Annotated in this window: 13 protein-coding genes; 3 read left to right on the top strand and 10 right to left on the bottom strand. The window is 39.0% G+C overall.

Translation table 11 applies throughout. The features are described from left to right. Positions 1–91: 91 nt before the first annotated feature. Both QZ565_RS03570 and gyrA read right to left on the bottom strand, forming a co-directional pair. A complete protein-coding gene (locus QZ565_RS03570; protein WP_033681684.1) occupies positions 92–835 on the bottom strand; it encodes a class A sortase in 744 nt (247 codons plus the stop codon). Beyond that, positions 835–3,303 carry a DNA gyrase subunit A gene (gene gyrA / locus QZ565_RS03565; RefSeq protein WP_295525708.1) on the bottom strand — a complete coding sequence of 823 codons (2,469 nt, stop codon included), beginning with the start codon at positions 3,301–3,303 and terminating at the stop codon, positions 835–837. Before gyrA ends, QZ565_RS03570 begins: the two co-directional genes overlap by 1 nt. 193 nt (positions 3,304–3,496) lie before the next feature. Between gyrA and QZ565_RS03560 the strand changes: the two genes are divergently transcribed. After that, entirely contained in the window at positions 3,497–4,483 is a 987-nt protein-coding gene (locus tag QZ565_RS03560; protein ID WP_023942623.1) for an L-lactate dehydrogenase, read from the top strand. Between the two features lie 681 nt (positions 4,484–5,164). Here the strand turns inward: QZ565_RS03560 and QZ565_RS03555 are convergent. Together QZ565_RS03555 and QZ565_RS03550 are read right to left on the bottom strand one after the other, a co-directional pair. Beyond that, entirely contained in the window at positions 5,165–6,400 is a 1,236-nt protein-coding gene (locus tag QZ565_RS03555; RefSeq protein WP_295525703.1) for a tetratricopeptide repeat protein, read from the bottom strand. Continuing rightward, positions 6,390–7,556, bottom strand: coding sequence for an AI-2E family transporter (locus QZ565_RS03550; RefSeq protein ID WP_049493469.1), 1,167 nt, complete (start codon positions 7,554–7,556; stop codon positions 6,390–6,392). Before QZ565_RS03550 ends, QZ565_RS03555 begins: the two co-directional genes overlap by 11 nt. A gap of 152 nt (positions 7,557–7,708) precedes the next feature. On the opposite strand from QZ565_RS03550, the gene QZ565_RS03545 reads away from it, so the two are divergent. After that, the gene (locus tag QZ565_RS03545; protein WP_120770295.1) at positions 7,709–8,722 is read left to right on the top strand and encodes a lactonase family protein; all 1,014 of its coding nucleotides are present in this window, start codon (positions 7,709–7,711) and stop codon (positions 8,720–8,722) included. Between the two features lie 282 nt (positions 8,723–9,004). Here the strand turns inward: QZ565_RS03545 and tuf are convergent, their stop codons facing one another. Both tuf and QZ565_RS03535 read right to left on the bottom strand, forming a co-directional pair. Continuing rightward, the gene (gene tuf, locus QZ565_RS03540) at positions 9,005–10,201 is read right to left on the bottom strand and encodes an elongation factor Tu (protein WP_001040726.1); all 1,197 of its coding nucleotides are present in this window, start codon (positions 10,199–10,201) and stop codon (positions 9,005–9,007) included. Between the two features lie 206 nt (positions 10,202–10,407). Beyond that, entirely contained in the window at positions 10,408–11,517 is a 1,110-nt protein-coding gene (locus tag QZ565_RS03535) for an AI-2E family transporter (RefSeq protein ID WP_070479288.1), read from the bottom strand. Between the two features lie 102 nt (positions 11,518–11,619). Between QZ565_RS03535 and pbp3 the strand changes: the two genes are divergently transcribed. Further along, positions 11,620–12,861: a D-alanyl-D-alanine carboxypeptidase PBP3 gene (pbp3, locus tag QZ565_RS03530; RefSeq protein ID WP_295525692.1), complete on the top strand. Its 1,242-nt coding sequence runs from the start codon at positions 11,620–11,622 to the stop codon at positions 12,859–12,861. Between the two features lie 189 nt (positions 12,862–13,050). Here pbp3 and sdbB read toward each other — a convergent pair whose 3' ends face one another. The 4 genes from sdbB to atpD form a co-directional block, all read right to left on the bottom strand. Beyond that, the gene (gene sdbB / locus QZ565_RS03525) at positions 13,051–13,617 is read right to left on the bottom strand and encodes a thiol-disulfide oxidoreductase-associated lipoprotein SdbB (protein ID WP_212573870.1); all 567 of its coding nucleotides are present in this window, start codon (positions 13,615–13,617) and stop codon (positions 13,051–13,053) included. 11 nt (positions 13,618–13,628) lie between these two features. Continuing rightward, positions 13,629–14,336 (bottom strand): thiol-disulfide oxidoreductase-associated membrane protein CcdA2, encoded by a 708-nt coding sequence (gene ccdA2 / locus QZ565_RS03520; protein WP_295525686.1) that lies wholly within the window; start codon positions 14,334–14,336, stop codon positions 13,629–13,631. Between the two features lie 196 nt (positions 14,337–14,532). Then, positions 14,533–14,952 (bottom strand): F0F1 ATP synthase subunit epsilon, encoded by a 420-nt coding sequence (locus QZ565_RS03515; protein WP_295525683.1) that lies wholly within the window; start codon positions 14,950–14,952, stop codon positions 14,533–14,535. 10 nt (positions 14,953–14,962) lie between these two features. Beyond that, complete coding sequence (gene atpD / locus QZ565_RS03510; protein WP_295525679.1) at positions 14,963–16,369, bottom strand: F0F1 ATP synthase subunit beta; 1,407 nt, start codon at positions 16,367–16,369, stop codon at positions 14,963–14,965. Positions 16,370–16,477: the final 108 nt, after the last annotated feature.

The following is a 16,477-nucleotide window of genomic DNA, read 5'->3' as shown; positions in this document are numbered from 1 at the left end:
TAAGGAAACGTTTTCTGTATTTCATAAAAGTTTATTTTATGAAAATATTAAAAGAATCAATGAAACTTAATCTTCACTGATTCTTTTAGAACTAATAAAATTGTTTATATGGTTGATTGAAGGCTGTCAAAATTTCGTCAGATGTTTGTGAATAATCTTTTGTTTCTTTCAAATCACCCTTTACAATGATCCGCTCAGTAGCTGCTGCATCCTCACAAGTTACTAAAGTAATTTCATCAACACCAGTTCGGTCATCAATTTCATCTACTCTATCTGGTGTAACTCGTTTCACTTCACTAATTTCATAGGTATACACTTTATTCTTATCTGTCAAGTGAATTTTCATCCCTTTTTTCGCACGATCTAGTGGAGAAAAAAGCATCTGACTAGCATTATCACCTGTGAAAATATGATGGCTAGCTAATGAATAATTCCCTTTACCCATTTCTTGGTCACGCTTCATGGTACCCGCACCGTATAAAAGATTGACATTTGCAATCCCCTTAAAGATAGGTAAATTAATTTCAAGCTCAGGTATTGCAATTCCTCCGATAACAGGTAATTTTTGATTATCCCATTGAGAGGCTAAAACAGCTTCAGAGGAAATAGCTTTTACTGAATCAAAATCAAAATTTCCCTCTGTGTCCTGATTTTCTTCTATTTTTTCTTTTGATACTTGACTAACTTGGTATTTATTACTATTCCAAGCAATAAATGCATCACGAATCTTTGCATTAAAAATTAAAGCAATAGAGATCAGTATGAGAAATACAGCCAAGATATTTGTCAGCAGATTTTTTCGTTTGATTTTCTTATTATTCTTTTTATGAGACATTATGCTTCACCTTCTGTTTCGTTTTCTGTCCCAACTTCTTCTTTTTCTGCCGCTGCAACCGTAGTAAAGGTTACAATTTTAGCATCTTGGTCCAGGCGCATCACTTTAACTCCCATAGTTGAGCGCCCTGTTTGTGAAATATTGGCAACGTTAGTTCGAATCATGACACCAGTATCAGTGATAATCATCAAATCTTCATCACCTTTAACTGTCATAAGACCAGCAAGGGAACCATTCTTTTCAGTAATTTTAGCAGTTTGTATCCCTTTACCACCACGACCTTTTGTTGGATATTCAGTCGCAACGGTGCACTTACCATATCCTTTTTCAGTGATGATAAGAACCTCGTCCTGGTCTGTAATCACACTAGCACCAACAACTGTGTCTCCGTCACGGAGATTCACACCTTTCACACCAGTGGCGATACGACTCATGCCACGAACAGCTGATTGATTAAAGCGAACTGCATAACCAAACTTGGTACCAATGATAATGTCCGTATCTTCTTCCGTCAACAAGACATTAATCAGCTCATCTTCATCCTTGAGATTCAAAGCCTTGAGACCATTCTGACGAATGTTAGCAAATTCCTTAACGCTGGTTCTCTTCACAATACCATGACGGGTTGTGAAGAAGAGATAAGCGTCATCACTGCGTTCAGACTCAACATTGATGATGGTTTGAATACTTTCGCCTTCATCCAATTTCAAAAGATTGACAATTGGCAATCCCTTAGCAGTACGGCCATATTCAGGAATTTCATAACCTTTAAGACGATAAACACGTCCTTTATTTGTAAAGAAAAGTAGGTGATCATGGGTGCTAGTTGACACTAACTCTCGGACAAAATCATCATCCTTAACACCTGTTCCTTGAACACCGCGACCCCCACGTTTTTGAGCAGTAAATTCGCCTTGGTCCAGACGTTTGATGTAACCCTTGTTAGACAGTGTAATTAAGACATCCGATTCTTCAATCAAATCTTCATCTTCAAGACTCAAGACTTCACCGACCATCAATTCAGTACGACGCTTGTCACCAAACTTACGCTTAACTTCGTCTAATTCATCTTTAATGATTTGAGAAACACGTTCCGGCTTAGCAAGAATATCTGCTAAATCGGCAATCAGAGCCAAGAGATCATCATACTCAGACTTAATCTTATCACGTTCCAAACCTGTCAAACGACGAAGACGCATATCAAGAATGGCTTGACTTTGACGTTCAGATAACTTGAATTTACTCATCAACTCAGCTTGTGCTTCCGCATCCGTTTCACTAGCACGGATGATACGAATCACTTCGTCGATGTGGTCTAGCGCAATCAAGAGACCTTCTAAAATATGAGCACGCGCTTCTGCTTTTTCCTTATCAAAACGTGTCCGACGAACAACCACTTCTTTTTGGTGCTCGATATAAGCATCCAAAATCTGACGAAGAGACAAAATCTTCGGCACCCCATTTTGGATAGCAAGCATATTGAAACCAAAGTTGGTTTGCATCTGGGTCATCTTGAAGAGGTTATTGAGGATAACATTTGCGGATGCATCCCGTTTGACCTCTATTACGAAACGAACACCTTCACGGTTTGACTCATCACGTACTGCTGTGATGCCCTCAATGCGTTTTTCCTGAACCAAACGAACAATATGCTCATGCACCTTTGTTTTATTGACCATATAAGGAAATTCTGTTACAACGATGCGCTCACGGCCAGTCTTAGTTTCTTCAATTTCAGTACGTGAACGAAGGACAATCGAACCTTTACCTGTTTCATAAGCCTTATGAATACCTGATTTCCCCATAACAAGAGCACCAGTTGGAAAATCTGGCCCAGGTAAGACTTCCATCAAGTCCTTAGTGGTCACTTCAGGATTGTCCATGACCAACTTCACTGCATCAATGGTTTCACCCAGGTTATGAGGTGGAATATTGGTTGCCATCCCAACCGCAATACCAGTAGCTCCATTGACTAAAAGATTTGGAAAGCGTGCTGGCAAGACCAAGGGTTCACGTTCATTGGCATCATAGTTATCAACGAAATCAACTGTATTTTTGTTAATATCACGAAGCATTTCCAGAGCAATCTTGCTCATACGTGCCTCAGTGTAACGCTGGGCGGCAGCACCATCACCATCCATGGAACCAAAGTTCCCATGACCATCTACAAGCATGTAACGGTAACTCCACCATTGAGCCATACGAACCATGGCTTCATAGATAGAGAAATCCCCGTGTGGGTGATATTTACCCATGACATCCCCTGTAATACGAGCAGATTTTTTATGAGGTTTATCTGGAGTAACACCCAATTCATTCATTCCGTAGAGAATCCGACGGTGAACAGGTTTCAAGCCATCTCGAACATCAGGAAGGGCCCGCGCTACGATAACACTCATGGCGTAGTCGATAAAGCTCGTCTTCATCTCCTTTGTCAGATTGACATTCACTAAATTTCTATCCTGCATTAATAAATGCCTCATTTCACTATTAGTATAAAATATATTATACCATAATGTCCGCCATATTTCAGGTATCTAAAACCACTAAAACGTTTACATCAAGAACTGCAAAGCATATCCGTGACAAAGCTTTTTAAAAGTGATAGAATTGAAATAACTGGGGAAATCCCTGAATAAAATTAAGGAGATGTTTAGAATAATGACTTCAACTAAACAACACAAAAAAGTTATCCTTGTCGGTGATGGTGCTGTAGGTTCTTCTTACGCTTTTGCACTTGTTAACCAAGGAATTGCACAAGAGCTTGGAATTATCGAAATTCCACAATTGCATGAAAAAGCTGTTGGTGACGCGCTTGACCTTAGTCACGCCCTTGCTTTCACTTCACCTAAAAAAATCTATGCAGCTCAATACTCTGACTGTGCAGACGCTGACCTTGTTGTAATCACTGCAGGTGCGCCTCAAAAACCAGGTGAAACTCGTCTTGACCTTGTAGGTAAAAACCTTGCTATCAACAAATCAATCGTAACTCAAGTTGTTGAATCAGGTTTCAAAGGTATCTTCCTTGTTGCTGCTAACCCCGTTGACGTCTTGACTTACTCAACTTGGAAATTCTCTGGATTCCCTAAAGAACGCGTTATCGGTTCAGGAACTTCACTTGACTCAGCTCGTTTCCGTCAAGCACTTGCTGAAAAATTGGATGTTGATGCTCGTTCAGTGCACGCCTACATCATGGGTGAACACGGTGACTCTGAGTTCGCTGTTTGGTCACACGCTAACATCGCTGGTGTAAACCTTGAAGAATTCCTTAAAGACACTCAAAATGTTCAAGAAGCTGAATTGATTGAATTGTTCGAAGGTGTTCGTGACGCAGCTTACACAATCATCAACAAAAAAGGTGCAACATACTACGGTATCGCAGTAGCTCTTGCTCGTATTACTAAAGCAATCCTTGACGATGAAAACGCAGTACTTCCACTTTCAGTATTCCAAGAAGGTCAATACGGAGTTAAAAACGTCTTTATCGGTCAACCAGCTGTTGTTGGTGCACATGGTATTGTTCGTCCAGTAAATATCCCATTGAACGACGCAGAAACTCAAAAAATGCAAGCATCTGCTAAAGAATTACAAGCTATCATTGACGAAGCATGGAAAAACCCAGAATTCCAAGAAGCTTCTAAAAACTAATTGTAACTAGGTTCTCATTAAATGAGAACTCCATACCGAAGACAAACATTATTCTAGTGTTTGTCTTTTTTATTTCTCCAGATCTCCTATCCTTAAAAAATTTGAAACCTCTACAAAATACTTTTCAATGCAAAAAAATTTCCCTCCCTGTTTTCCGTGGTTTTTCCGATCTAAGTCAATCTTAACTTCCACATAAACTTAGCTTGATTATCAAAACTTTGTGAGTATATTTGCGGTTATTGGATACGATTCAGTCATAGATGAAGGAAAATCAATAACTTGTCCAATCTGACTAAGAAAATGTTCTTGCGGAACGAGTTCATCTAGCGTGTAAAAGACAACCTGATTGCGGTTATTGTCTGGATTTTCTTTATGAAACATAGGAAACATCTCACAACTTTTCTGACATCTATTATACGACTTTAGAAAAAATGCCCTTAGAAACTTTTAATCTAAGGGCTTTGTTTTCAGTCTGAGTTTCTTATAAAATGAGAACTTTTCTTTTTATTGTTATAAAATCTAAGATTGTGCTTTTAAAAATATTACTTATCTCACTTCTTATGTATTGTATTGTAAATTCGAATACAAACACAACAACTCAAATATACTCTCACCATACAATAGATAAAATAACCTGTAGATGATACTATGAAAAATGATAAGATATAGCTTTAAAACATTTTATTCCTGCAATCTCTCATACAATTCTTGCATTTGTACATCATCTGGAACCAGTTTTAAGTAAGCTTGCGCATTGACTTTTGCTTCCTCAAAGTAGCCCAATTCACGCAAGAGATAGATATAGTGTTCCAGAAACTCTGGATTGTCCTTTAAATCTCCTGCCAACTCTTTATAATGCTCGTAGGCAGTATCCAAATCGTCCATTTCTTGATAGGAACGAGCAATCATCCACTTGGTCAAAAGATTCTCTGGCTCATCATTTTGCAAGTCTAGAATGTCCTCATAACGTTCCTGTTCTAGATAAATAGTGGCTAGACGGAGTAAGATTTCTTCCGTATCCTCAGCGTCTTCTTTTGCAGTAAGGAGGTAGTTTTCTGCACCACTGGCATCATGCAATTCATAAGAGAATTGTGAAGCACCCAGCAAGAGGCGAGTTTCAAAGGGATTTTTCTCTAAGCCTTGCTTAGTGATACGCAGGGCTTCTTGAACTTGATGTTCCTTATGTAATGCCTGACTGTAACCATACTCATAGCCTTCAAAATCAGGTGAAATGGTATCAAGTTGCTTAAAGTAGAGGACAGCTTTTTGGTATTCTTCTTGATCAAAGTAAAGACTGGCCAACTCAAAAGCTGTTAGGTCATCGTATTCTAACTCCAGAGCTTTTTCTAAAAAATCTGTAGCCGTTTCAAATTTCCCTAACTGTGCATAGGCAAAACCAATTCGTTGATAGGTAGAAATGCCTGTTTGCTCATAAATCGAGCGATTATCTAACTTGGCATAGCCTTGAATAGCTTCTTGGTAATTTTCCAACTCACTATCCAACTCTGCTAAACCCAATATCAAGAGAGGATCTTCTGAGTAAGTCAAGGCCTCCAATAATTTCTCACGCGCCACATCTGTCAAACCTTCCAACTGGTAAAGGTCTGCCTTCAGAGCCAAAGACGACACATACAAGTCACTGTCAGTTTGGATTTCCTCTAGGTAAGCAAAAGCTTCTTCGATTTGACCATCCTCGCTAGCAATTGCTGCTAGATTAAGATGAACCTCTGGAAAATCCTCTACAATTTTCAGGTAAATTTCCTTTGCCTGAGGATAAAAACCAATCCCTTCAAGATAAGTAGCTAACTCATACAGAAGGTCACTTGGATCATTTTCTAAAGCTTTGACGAAATAGTGCTCAGCCTTGGTTAAATCTTGCTCTTCCAAGGCCTGTAACATCTGTTGACTATTGTTCACTCTTGATTTCCTCTCCCTCTAGTTCATATAGGCCACTGACTACCTTATACCATTCAAAAATCGCTGAAATGACAACTTTAGCAGAGGCATAAACTGGAATACCGAGCAAGACTCCCCAGATACCAAACATGGATCCTGAAGTTAACAAGACAAAAAGAACATTAATAGGATGGATGTTTAATTGACTTCCCAAAATCAATGGAGAGACAAAACGGCCTTCAATAGTTTGTTCTACGATAAAGACAATCACTACTTTTAAAAGCATGACTGGCCCAGCAATCAAGCCCAATACTAGGGCAGGAAGCATGGCTAAGAAGCTACCCAAATAAGGAACCAGATTTAAAATACCAGCAGTAACCCCCAACGTAACTGCATAGCGTAGACCAATGATTTTGAAGAAGATGATAAACATTACTGCTACAATAATAGCCACTGTTACTTGTCCTCTAACATAGTTGGACAACTGTTGATTCACATCTGACAAAACCTGTCCTACAGGTTCCTTCAATTTCGTTGGCATGAATTGGGTTAAATAGTTACGCAAGCCTTTCCCATCACGCAAAAGGTAAAAGAGCATGAAAGGAACGATAATCAAGGCAACAATCACTTGAGATGCCCCGCTAATAAAGGCACTCACCCAGTTGACCGCCTGAGATGAAACTTTACTTGCCCAAACTGTAGCCTGACTAGAGAAGTTTGTTAAAACTTGCTCTAACTGAGGTCTGAAATCATCTGGTAAACGCTTGGTGACCAAATCATTAATAACTCGATCAGCATCTTCGAGATAGATTGGTACATTTCTTGCAAAGGTTAAAACTTGACGTTGCAGACTTGGAATAGCCACTGCCAAGCCCCAAATGATAAAGAGAGCGATGATGACAAAGACAATACTGATTGCGATGACGCGATTAATCTTATGCTTCTCCAACCAATCAACAATGGGATTCAGTAAATAGTATAGTAAACCAGATAGAATGACTGGCAACATCACGACTGCCAAAAAGTCTAAAACAGGTGAAAATAGAAAACTAATCTTGCTTAAAATAAAAAGATTCAGTCCCAATAATAAGGTTACCAAAAATACCGTAATTGCCTTGTTGTCCAAAAACCACTTGAAAAACCAAGATAGGCTAAAATGTTTCTCTTTTTGTTCCATAAATACTTCCTTTCTATTGTTCTCTCATTATACCATTTTTAAATCAAAATAACTCTTTTTAAAGTGCTTACATTCCATTGAATTGCACCGCATAGCATATTATAAATTCATTTTGTGATATAATAGACTTATCTTTATAAAGAGGTAAAGTTATGAAAGAAACTGTTTATTTTGGAACTTATACACGTCGGACTTCCCAAGGGATTTACAAGGCAGACTTCGATACAGAAACTGGTCAGCTTTCAAATCTAGAACTTTTTGCAGCTGAGCCAAGTCCGACCTACCTTGCCTTTGACCAACATCAACATTTATACACTGTTGGTAGTCAAGACGATAAGGGGGGGATTGCAGCCTATCAAACTGATGGAACCTTATTAAATCATGTCGTGGAAGAAGGAGCTCCCCACTGTTATGTTGCCGTTGATGAAAAGCGTGATTTGGTGTACGCAGCAAACTACCACAAGGGACAGGTCCTTGTTTATAAACGTCAGGAAGATGGTCGTCTTCTACTTAGTGATGTGGATCAACACAGTGGCCAAGGTCCACATGAAAATCAAGCTTCTCCACATGTTCACTATACAGATTTAACACCTGACCACTATCTAGTGACTTGCGACTTGGGAACTGACCAAGTCATCACTTATGATCTTGATCAAGAAGGAAAATTATCTAAACTCTATACCTATCACAGCCAGCCAGGAGCAGGCTCACGCCATATTATTTTCCATAACCATTATAAAATTGCTTATCTCATTTGTGAACTTAATAGCACTATCGAGGTTCTAATCTACGATGGTGTTGGCGAATTTGAACGCATGCAAGTCATTTCAACTCTACCAGACGGTTATGAAGGCTTTAATGGTACTGCTGCTATTCGTCTCTCTAAAGACGGTAAATACCTCTACGCTTCTAACCGTGGTCATGATTCTATCGCAGTATATACAATCCTTGCGGACGGTAGTTTAGAGTTGTTAGAAATCGTTCCGACTCATGGTCAGACTCCACGTGATTTTGATTTGACACCGGATCAAGAATTTATCATTGCTATCCATCAAGACTCTGACAATGCAAGCGTTTTTAAACGCAATCCTGAAACTGGTCGTCTTGCAGAACTTTCTAATGACTTCCATGTCCCAGAAGCGGTCTGCATCAGATTTGCTAATTAACATAATTATAACTGACCAACTAACGGAGCTACACACCAAAGACAAACATCATTTTAGTGTTTGTCTTTTTTATATCAACAAATTACTCCCCCAAAAAAAGATGGAACCTTTCTCAAAACAATTTTTCCATGAAAAGTAAAAATATTTCACAGCCATCATTTATTTGTCTCACACCTAACGGAGCTAGACGGACTAATAGTGACATAATGAAAAAGAACCTTGCAAAGCAAGATTCTTTTAGTGTCTGACTTAAATAATTGTTCTTCTGGGAACTAAATCGAATTAAGCTTCGATTTCTGTAACCATACCTGAACCAACAGTACGTCCACCCTCACGGATAGAGAATGTAGTACCTTGTTCTACGGCGATTGGGTGGATCAACTCAACGTCGATTGTCACGTTATCACCAGGCATTACCATTTCAGTACCTGCTGGAAGTTCGATTGAACCTGTAACGTCAGTAGTACGGAAGTAGAATTGTGGACGGTAGTTGTTGAAGAATGGAGTGTGACGTCCACCTTCTTCTTTAGTAAGGATGTAAACTTCACCTTTGAATTTAGTGTGTGGGTTGATTGAACCTGGTTTAGCGATAACTTGTCCACGTTCGATTTCGTCACGTTGAACACCACGAAGAAGGACACCTACGTTATCTCCGGCAAGACCTTCGTCAAGTTGTTTACGGAACATTTCAACACCAGTAACAACTGCTTTTTGAGTTTCTTCTTTGATACCAACGATTTCGATTTCGTCGTTGACTTTAACGATACCACGGTCGATACGTCCTGAAGCAACTGTACCACGTCCAGTGATTGAGAATACGTCTTCGACTGGAAGAAGCAATGGTTTGTCAGTGTCACGTTCTGGTTCTGGGATGTACTCATCAACTGTGTTCATCAATTCCATAACGATGTCTTCGTATTTAGTGTCACCTTCAAGGGCTTTAAGAGCTGAACCTTGGATAACTGGAAGATCGTCACCTGGGAAGTCGTATTCTGACAAGAGGTCACGGATTTCCATTTCAACCAATTCAAGCAATTCTTCGTCGTCAACCAAGTCAACTTTGTTCATGAAGACGATAAGGTGTTTAACACCAACCTGACGTGAAAGAAGGATGTGCTCACGAGTTTGTGGCATTGGTCCGTCAGTTGAAGCTACTACAAGGATAGCTCCGTCCATTTGAGCGGCACCAGTGATCATGTTTTTAACGTAGTCCGCGTGTCCTGGAGCGTCGATGTGAGCGTAGTGACGTTTTTCAGTTTCGTACTCAACGTGCGCAGTGTTGATAGTGATACCGCGTTCGCGTTCTTCTGGAGCAGCATCGATAGACGCATAGTCTTTAGGTTGGTTAACTGATGAAGGCAAGCGACGTGCCAAAACAGTTGTGATAGCTGCAGTTAGGGTAGTTTTACCGTGGTCAACGTGTCCGATAGTACCAATGTTAACGTGTGGTTTACTACGATCGTATTTTTCTTTTGCCATTTGAGTAAAAGCCTCCAATAAAATATATTTTATAGATAGACAGTAGGCAATACAGTCTAACTTTCCTTACTATTTTATCAAATTTCAGCTAAATTGCAAGTGTTTTACAAAGTTTTTGTGAATTATTCTTAATCTACTAATCTAAACGGCACTTCCACTCCTATCACTTGCCTAAATAAAAAGAAAAATCAGGAATTTCCTGACTTTTACTTAGCTAATTCTCTTTCTCGTTCTTTCATTATTTTATGATTTTCATACAAACGTGATAAAAACTTAGAAATTTCTTTCAAGATAGAATAGGTTGGTACTGCGACAATCATGCCAATGACACCATAGATATTACTTGATAACAAAAGCAATACTAAAATCGTAATTGGATGAACCTTCATTACCCCACCAACGATTCGAGGGTAGAGGATATTTCCATCTACTTGTTGAATAATCAGCATATAAACAACTGCAATCAGCATTCTATGGGGATCAGTAAAGACATTAGCGATAATCATTGGAATCAAGCCAATACTTGGTCCTACATAAGGAATGAGATTGGCTAATCCTGAAAAGATGGCGAAGACCAAAGCATATTTTAAACCAATAATACTATATCCAATAAAGGCCAAACACCCAATAATAATCGCATCAATTGCAACTCCACTAATATAGCGAGCAATTGTCGCATTCAAATTCTTTAATAGGCCTGCAATATGTAGCTTATCTCTCTTTAAAACAGTACGTTCAAGCATCGGCAAGAACTTGTTACCGTCTAACAAAAAATAAATTAAGAACACAGGGGTCATGATAATAATCAAAACGGTACTAAAGAGCGCAGATAAGACACTTCCAACACTATTCGTCACACTATTTAAGATATTTTGTAGAATATCTACATAGGATAGATTTAATTGTTGAATTGTCGCTTGAATATCTAAATTTTGAAAGGCTGGATAAGTAGATAAATCCACAATCAAATCTTGCAAACGACTATAAATTGTCTGACTTGTTGCTATCAAACTGGTCAACTGATTAATCAAAATCGGTAAAAGATAAACTACCCCAATAACTAGCCCCCAGACCAAGGTACACAAGGTTAGTAAAATACCAATGATACGGTTAATTTTGAAATACTTTTGTAAAAAATTTACAATAGGATTGGTCAAATAATATAAAAAACCACCTAAAAGAAAGGGAATCATTATAGTGTTTGCAACGCTTACAAAAGGTGTAATAATCGCTCCCATCTGTCTCCATAAATAGAAGATGATGGTTAATAGTAAAATCTCACTGGTCCAAAAAAATAATTTATTCTTACGAAACATGAAGTACCTCCATTCATCTATTTTACCACACTTTCAAAAAAGCTTCTTTCTTCTATCATGAAACTGGGAATATTTTTTTCTTTATGATAGAATAAACTTACTATGAAAAAAATAATTTTAACTCTTTTAAGCCTTTCCATTATTGGCTCAGCATCTACTGTTGCTGCCCAAGATTTTAATATTGCTGCTAAACATGCAATTGCTGTTGAGGCAAATACTGGTAAAATTCTCTATGAGAAAGATGCAACCCAGCCAGTTGAAATTGCTTCAATCACAAAGTTAATTACTGTTTATCTTGTCTATGAAGCCTTGGAAAACGGCAGTATTACACTATCAACTCCGGTAGATATTTCTGATTATCCTTACAAATTAACGACAAATTCTGAAGCGAGTAACGTTCCTATGGAAGCTCGTAATTATACCGTCGAACAACTACTTGAGGCAACCCTGGTATCTAGCGCCAACAGTGCGGCTATTGCGCTAGCTGAGAAAATTGCAGGCTCAGAAAAAGATTTCGTCGATATGATGAGGGCAAAGCTCTTAGAATGGGGAATTCAGGATGCCACTGTTGTCAATACGACGGGTCTTAACAATGAGAGTCTAGGTGATAACATTTACCCAGGCTCTAAAAAAGATGAGGAAAATAAGCTCAGCGCTTATGATGTCGCTATCGTTGCTCGCAACCTCATAAAAAAATACCCACAAGTCTTAGAAATCACGAAAAAACCTTCTTCTACTTTTGCTGGAATGGCAATCACTTCTACCAATTACATGTTAGAGGGTATGCCTGCTTATCGCGGTGGTTTTGATGGATTAAAAACAGGGACCACAGATAAGGCTGGAGAGTCTTTTGTTGGTACTACTGTCGAAAAAGGCATGAGGGTTATCACAGTTGTTTTGAATGCGGATCATCAAGACAATAATCCTTACGCTCGCTTCACAGCTACATCTTCACTAATGGATTATATCTCTTCTACATTCACACTTCGCAAAATCGTTCAGAAAGGCGATGCCTATCAAGATAGCAAAGTCCCTGTACAAGACGGAAAAGAAGATACAGTCACTGCTGTTGCTAAAGATGATATTTCTCTAATTGAACGTATTGGGAATCAATCTTCTCAATCTGTTCAATTCACACCTGATTCTAAGGCAATTCCAGCACCACTTGAAGCCGGAACAGTGGTTGGACATTTGACTTATGAAGACTCAGACTTGATTGATCAAGGTTACATCACCACAGAACGTCCTAGTTTTGAAATGGTAGCAGAAAAGAAAGTAGAAAAAGCCTTCTTCTTAAAAGTTTGGTGGAATCAGTTTATCCGCTTTATCAACGAGAAGCTATGATATAATAAACTTCTTAAAGCTAAAAAATAAATATTATGTTTAAAGAAAAAGAAGGGGAATCTGTATAATACAGAACTCCCTTCTTTTTTAAACTTAATTTATTGATAGCAAAAATCCCCTAAATCTTAGATTAATACTATCTAAAATCTAGGGGATTGATTGTATAGATACTATTTTAAAATCTTGATTCTAGTTCATTTCTTTAAAGGCTGCTTCTGCATCCTCGTTGCTGATGACACCAAATTGAATCTTTCCAATCTTTCCTTGACTATCAATCAGGTATTCTGTAGGAATGCTTCGAATTTGATAAGCTTGGAAGGTGGTTCCTTTTGTGTCATAAAGTACTGGGATATCTTTATATCCTTGATCTTGGAACCATTGTGGAAATTGCTCGACAGTTTTTTCACCTTGAATTCCTGGTGCAATGACACTAAGAATTTCAAAATCACGATCTGGTTTCGCTGCTAATTCCATCAACTCAGGCATACTTTTCTTACATGGACCACACCATGAAGCCCAAAACTTCAAGTAGACTTTTTTCCCCTTATAATCAGATAACTTAACTTCTTTACCATCCATAGATTGCAAGGTGAAGTCTGGAGCCTCTTTTCCAACAGCAATTTGTTGTACAGGCGTTTGTTGCTGTTGTTTTGGGGATTGTTCTGGTGCTTGAGTCTTTTTAGTCTCTTCCTCGCCACAGGCCATCAATACAACTAGTGACAAGAGGCTTAAGCCAGCAAACATTACTTTTTTCATCTTTTTCTCCTTTATTCAAAAATACCAGCTAGAACATTTACTTGTCCTAATAGTAACAAAATTCCCATTAAAATAATGAGGAAACCACCAATTTTCTTCAGTAGCATCATATGGCGCTTGAGTTTACTAAAATAAGGCATCACTACGCCTGAAGCTAGAGCCAAGACCAAGAAAGGAATGGCCATTCCCAGAGTGTAAATAAGAGTATAGATAGCTCCTTGCCAAGCGCCATTACCTCCAGAAGCCGCAAGTGCTAAGACAGAACTTAAAACCGGCCCAATACAAGGCGTCCAACCAAAGCTAAAGGTAATACCAAGTAAAAAAGCTGACCAATAACGATTAGAATCTGATTTTTTAAAGGTAAAGCTTTTTTGAACCTCTAATTTCTTAAAATGAAAAATTTCCATCTGGTGAAGGCCCAAAATGATAATAATTGTTCCCATGACATATCGAAACCAATTTGCATAGAGAATATTACCAAAGTAACCAGCACCAAATCCTAAGATAAAGAAAATGAGAGAGATACCTGCAATAAAGCAAAGTGTTCGAATCAAACCTGACCAGGCAACTTTTTTCCCAAATAATGAAAAACTTTTTGCACTATCCTGATCATCCAATAAGATACCAGTATAGACAGGTAACAGAGGGAAAATGCAAGGGGAAAAGAAGGACAAGACCCCTGCTAAAAAAACGGAGATTGAAAATACTAGCGTTTCCAATAAAGAACCAACTTTCTTAATAATTCATATCCTATTGTACTATAATCAAGTTTATTTGTATGATTTCTGCTACGCAAATTGAACTATGCAATCTTTTAATTATCTTTTATATCTCTAGACAATTCTAATTTTGCATCAGTTTTGCTCCCTAAGAAAACATAAAAAATGAACTTGGTAACTCAAGTTCATTTTTTTCTTATAGTCTATTTCCGACATTAATACGGTTAATGGCACGTTGCAGTGCAATCTTCGCACGACGTTCTTGGTCAATCAAGTGTTTGTCGTGTGCTTCTTCAATTTCACGCTCTGCTCGAAGTTTGGCACGTTCTGCACGACTGATATCGATATCTCGAGCACGTTCTGCAGAGTCAGCAACGATTGTGATGGTATCATTGGCAATTTCAATAACGCCTCCGTTTACTGCAATCCAGTTCACGTGATCTTCATCATCAATACGTTTTACCTTTACTTCATCAACTGCTAAAACCGCAATCATATTTTCATGTCGTGGCAAGATCCCCATCTCACCATCCAGAGTTCGAACCGATACATAGCTGGCATGGTGATCATAGACGAGACCATCTGGTGTCACGATCTGGACAGTTAACTGAGCCATAGATCACCTCTTAAAATCCCATTTTTTCAGCTTTTGCAATTACATCTTCGATAGAACCTACACCACGGAAGGCATCTTCTGGCAAGTGGTCATGTTTACCATCAAGGATTTCCTTAAAGCCACGAACAGTTTCAGCAACTGGAACATAAGAACCTGGCTGACCAGTGAATTGTTCCGCAACGTTGAAGTTTTGTGACAAGAAGAACTGGATACGACGGGCACGAGCAACCAAGGTCTTTTCTTCATCAGAAAGCTCATCCATACCAAGGATAGCAATGATATCTTGCAACTCATGGTAACGTTGAAGAACGCGTTTTACTTCTGCAGCAACTGCATAGTGCTCTTCTCCAACGATTTCAGGTGCCAAGGCACGTGAGCTTGAAGCAAGTGGGTCAACGGCTGGGTAGATACCCAATTGTACCAACTTACGTTCCAAGTTTGTTGTTGAATCCAAGTGAGCAAAGGCTGTTGCTGGCGCTGGGTCAGTATAGTCATCTGCTGGCACATAGATAGCCTGGATAGAGGTTACAGAACCCTTTTTAGTTGATGTAATACGCTCTTGTAATTGACCCATTTCTGTAGCAAGTGTTGGTTGGTAACCAACGGCTGATGGCATACGACCCAAAAGGGCAGATACTTCTGAACCAGCTTGAGTGAAACGGAAGATATTATCAATAAAGAGAAGCACGTCTTGTCCTTCTATATCACGGAAGTATTCAGCGATTGTCAAACCAGTAAGGGCAACACGCATACGTGCTCCTGGTGGCTCATTCATCTGACCAAATACCATGGCTGTTTTCTCGATAACGCCTGATTCTTTCATTTCCCAGTAAAGGTCGTTCCCTTCACGAGTACGTTCCCCAACACCGGTAAATACTGAAATACCACCGTGTTCTTGGGCAATGTTGTGAATCAATTCTTGGATTAAGACGGTTTTACCAACTCCGGCACCACCGAAAAGTCCAACCTTACCACCTTTAAGGTAAGGGGCAAGAAGGTCGATAACCTTAATCCCTGTTTCGAGAATTTCAGAAGAGGTAGACAATTCATCAAAAGTTGGAGCTTTTTTATGAATTGGCTGACGCTCTGCATCTTCTGTAAAAGGAGCTTCCAAGTCAATGGTATCTCCCAAAACATTGAAGACACGTCCCAAAGTTTCTTTACCTACTGGTACAGAGATTGGACGACCTGTGTCCAATACTTCCATTCCACGAGTCAAACCATCTGTTGATTCCATGGCGATAGTACGGACCATACCATCTCCCAACTCCAAGGCTACTTCAAGGACGATTTTTGTTTTTCTTTCGTCATTTTTGTAGACGACAAGTGCATTGTTAATCTCAGGAAGTTTTTCCCCTGCTGCAAACAAGACGTCTACAACGGGACCGATAACCTGAGCAATTTTACCTGAACTCATCTCCTTCTCCTATTCTATATAAGATACTGTCGGTTCCTAGCTCAACTAGGTCCTAATACTCTTCGAAAATCAAATTCAAACCACGTCAGCGTCGCCTTACCGTACTCA

It is taken from the genome of uncultured Streptococcus sp. (assembly GCF_915066115.1).
Classification (GTDB): domain Bacteria; phylum Bacillota; class Bacilli; order Lactobacillales; family Streptococcaceae; genus Streptococcus.
Note: the sequence above shows the minus strand (reverse complement) of the source record. Positions and strands in the feature narration are given on the sequence as shown.

Bases quoted from the DNA above. Each gene is read 5' to 3' on its own strand.
- QZ565_RS03570 (WP_033681684.1), bottom strand. From the start codon at position 835: ATGTCTCATAAAAAGAATAATAAGAAAATCAAACGAAAAAATCTGCTG.
- gyrA (WP_295525708.1), bottom strand. From the start codon at position 3,303: ATGCAGGATAGAAATTTAGTGAATGTCAATCTGACAAAGGAGATGAAG.
- QZ565_RS03560 (WP_023942623.1), top strand. From the start codon at position 3,497: ATGACTTCAACTAAACAACACAAAAAAGTTATCCTTGTCGGTGATGGT.
- QZ565_RS03550 (WP_049493469.1), bottom strand. From the start codon at position 7,556: ATGGAACAAAAAGAGAAACATTTTAGCCTATCTTGGTTTTTCAAGTGG.
- QZ565_RS03545 (WP_120770295.1), top strand. From the start codon at position 7,709: ATGAAAGAAACTGTTTATTTTGGAACTTATACACGTCGGACTTCCCAA.
- tuf (WP_001040726.1), bottom strand. From the start codon at position 10,201: ATGGCAAAAGAAAAATACGATCGTAGTAAACCACACGTTAACATTGGT.
- QZ565_RS03535 (WP_070479288.1), bottom strand. From the start codon at position 11,517: ATGTTTCGTAAGAATAAATTATTTTTTTGGACCAGTGAGATTTTACTA.
- pbp3 (WP_295525692.1), top strand. From the start codon at position 11,620: ATGAAAAAAATAATTTTAACTCTTTTAAGCCTTTCCATTATTGGCTCA.
- sdbB (WP_212573870.1), bottom strand. From the start codon at position 13,617: ATGAAAAAAGTAATGTTTGCTGGCTTAAGCCTCTTGTCACTAGTTGTA.
- QZ565_RS03515 (WP_295525683.1), bottom strand. From the start codon at position 14,952: ATGGCTCAGTTAACTGTCCAGATCGTGACACCAGATGGTCTCGTCTAT.
- atpD (WP_295525679.1), bottom strand. From the start codon at position 16,369: ATGAGTTCAGGTAAAATTGCTCAGGTTATCGGTCCCGTTGTAGACGTC.